We start from the raw sequence: 3,369 nt of genomic DNA, 5'->3' as shown, positions 1-3,369 counted from the left end.
TTTATTTATACATGTATAAATAAATTAAAAATTTACACGATATTTTATTGTTTTAGAGGGTGAAGAGATTCAGTTTATTCCGCAAAATTATAACCATTATCTTGTCTTAAACCCAATAATTTGATTATTAATCCTTGCTTAAATCGTACAGCAATTGATCATAAAGAAAATATTGTTAGAGAAGCTCCTCTGGCTAGTAAGTAGTGTTGCTATTGTTTCAAGTATCTCATTAAGAAACAATGGACAGATAAAAAATGTTTAGCTACAGAAATTTTTAGGGACATCCTGTTCATAGGTAAAATTAATTAGATGAGTTGAGAGAGTTAATTAGTGGGATGAAGTGTTGGTTGAAAAAATCTTGTACGAGGATATTTTGAGGAAATACTTTAATTTTTCCAGACCAGTTTGATAAGTCAGCAATATATTTTTTTATTAGTTGGTAAATGCATACGAATTTAGTTCAAGAGAATATTGTAGCGAAAATTCTTAATTGTTCTTACTGATGTTTGAATTAATTAATCAATGTGCTGATTAAAATAGTGAAGAATTTTTTTAGTTTATATGCCTCTTGATTTGAGATAAATTGTTTAATTAGGCAAGAAGTAAAGGTTTTCTTAGGAAAGTGTTGAGTCAGCTGATTTTTTAAGGTTGGGGCTTGGGGGGTCAATAACATTTAATAATTTGAGAAAAGTTAATATACCTAAATGACTTTTTTGTGATTTAAAAGTATTGAGGTTAGAGTAAAGTTGACAAAAAGTATTAAAGACTAACATAAATTTAAAAAATCTCATTAAATGACTATTTATAAGTAATAGTTTTTTAGATAATTTCTGTTAAGGGTTTTATCAATTTATTCATGATATTATGAAATTTTAATCAGAATTCAGAATAATAAGGAGTAACAGGATGAGGATCTAGAAGAAACAATGTTTTTCTGATTTAAAAATCTCCATTTGCTTAATTTTTGTTTAACAGGCTCTCAATGGGGGGGTTGAATGTCTATTTTTTTATTCTTTATTTAGAGAATTTCAGGTATTGGGTGTGTAGTTGAAGCACTGCTTCATACAATGCCGAAAGCGTTTTATCATTAACAATCACATCATTCGCTATCGCTAGTTGATCTTCGCGACTAGTCTGTGATTCAAAAATTAATTTAATTTGTTTATCAGAAAGATGGTCACGTATTTTTGTGCGCTGAATTTGTAAAAATTTAGGGATATCAACTACTAAAATTCGATCAAGAAAATTTATTAAATGTCTAGCCTTTGCTAATAAAGGAATTACTAAAATACAATAAGGAGAGTTGATTTTTTCAAGTTTGTTTTTCATGATTGAAATAATAAGAGGGTGTAATAAGTTTTCTAACCATCGTCGTTCTTGTGGATATTTGAAGATTAATCTTCGTAATTGAGAGCGATTTAAAGAGTTTTCTCTATTTAAAACTTTCTTTCCAAAATGCGCCACAATTTTTTTCAATACTACTTGGCTCGAGATCATAATTTCATGGGTAATTTTATCAGCGTCTATAATAGGAATCCCTAATTTAGCAAAATAATTTGTAATGGTGCTTTTACCACTGCCAATTCCTCCAGTTAAACCAATTCGTAACATTTTCTATCCTAAAATAAATAAGAAAGTACAGCTTACAATACTGCTCATTTCTATAACAGCGTAATCCAGATTTCAATAGTAATAAAGGGAGAAAATAGAATGAGATTTTCGAAAAATATCCTTTTAGAAAAAGGAGGAGAATACTAGATCAAAGATCTCAAAATATATCTAATAATAGTGCATTTAATATAATCTAAGTGTCTAACTAGGCACCAACCATCCCCACTATTTTAAAATCTTTATGCTTGATTTTTTTGTTTTGAAAGATTAATCAGTAGAAAATAGCCGTATGTAATTTAGAGGATCCCATAACTCAAGATAGTGCCTAAGATAACGTGATAAGGTCTCGAAAATTTAGAAAAAATTTAATACTACAACGTGTATAAGGTGTTGTTATTTAACAAAAATTTCTTATAAAAATCAACAAAATAGTTATATAAAAATAATTATTTACATAAAAAAGTAGACAGTAAATACTCAATAATTTAATGATAAAATCACAATTAAAACTAAAAAGAACAACTAATAAGTATTCTAGCAAAAGTAATATATTGTTATTTAATTCTAATAATTGACAAACGTTTTATAAAAAAATATCTCACTAAAAATATAGTAAGAACTATTTAATACTGTTTTAGAGTATAAACAGTATAAGAAAAGAATAAAAAATTAAATTTTAGGTTTAATGCAAAAGAAAGATTGAGATAACTGAGATCACTCTGATATTTACGGAATCATTTAGTTTTCAAAATAATCAGGTAATGAAAAACAAGGATATTTAGAAAACTACTTACTACTCATCATTTTATAATGAGTTCTTATACTAAGGATAATATAAAATGAGCTTAAAAGGTTGCAATAAATTTCATAAGAATACATTAAATTTCATAAGAATACATTTTATTCTATAAATAAAACAAACTTCTTTGGAATACAGTTAAATACATCAAAATAATGAAATTATTTATGACTCAAGGCAATAATATCATGATGATAAGTTTGAGACATGCAATTAAACGAATATATTGTTCATGAGTTCTTTCTTGATAAATGCTAGCAATAATCTGAAGTATTTTATTTAAAGTCTCTAAATTTTCTATAATTTTAAGAAGTTAAATAATCTCTCAGTAAATAATATTTTTTAAATGACAGCTTAATTTGTTTGTATTAATCTACTTTAGTTAAATAATACTTTAAAATTGGATTATAAAAAATATTATTTTTATTAGTAAAATTTTTACTAAAGCCATAATTACTGTTGTTATCATTAATATTATTATTAGATACAATAATAGTAAAGTATTTTTAGTTAATATTTTAAGGAAAGCTCTTTTTAAGAAAATTAAATCTATACAATATAATGTCTTTTAGAAATTTTTTGGATGTACATTAAAAATTAGCCACCTAAATCTTATTAGGTAAGGTATTTAAAGCATATATTCCTATATGCTAGACATTAATGATTAAACAAGTAAACAGGGATCACAACTAAGTTCTCAATTTGGAGAAAATATTTTGAAATTTGAAATTGGATATTTTATAAATTTCAAGAAACCAAAAGTCATTTAAATTATAGTGAAAATAACATTTAAAATAGTGACTGGCTTTTCCAATTTTTTTTACGCTTAAAATTTTTTAGTTATGGTGAATAAACAATTTCAATAAATTTATAATTGTATTGATTTTTCAATCGTGTGTAAACTATTTTCTAGTAAATTGTTTTAAAATAAGGAAGATATGCATTCATGGATTTAGATA

Annotated in this window: 1 protein-coding gene; it reads right to left on the bottom strand. The window is 25.2% G+C overall.

Features of this window, described 5'->3' with window-relative positions; translation table 11 throughout:
* Positions 1 to 1,014 precede the first annotated feature (1,014 nt).
* Complete coding sequence (coaE, locus tag CLERM_RS00020; protein ID WP_102156591.1) at positions 1,015 to 1,611, bottom strand: dephospho-CoA kinase; 597 nt, start codon at positions 1,609 to 1,611, stop codon at positions 1,015 to 1,017.
* Positions 1,612 to 3,369 lie beyond the last annotated feature (1,758 nt).

The sequence above is a fragment of the Coxiella-like endosymbiont genome, from assembly GCF_002871095.1.
GTDB lineage: Bacteria > Pseudomonadota > Gammaproteobacteria > Coxiellales > Coxiellaceae > Coxiella.
The sequence above is the reverse complement of the archived record's forward strand: the minus strand, read 5'-3'. Positions and strand labels throughout refer to the sequence as shown.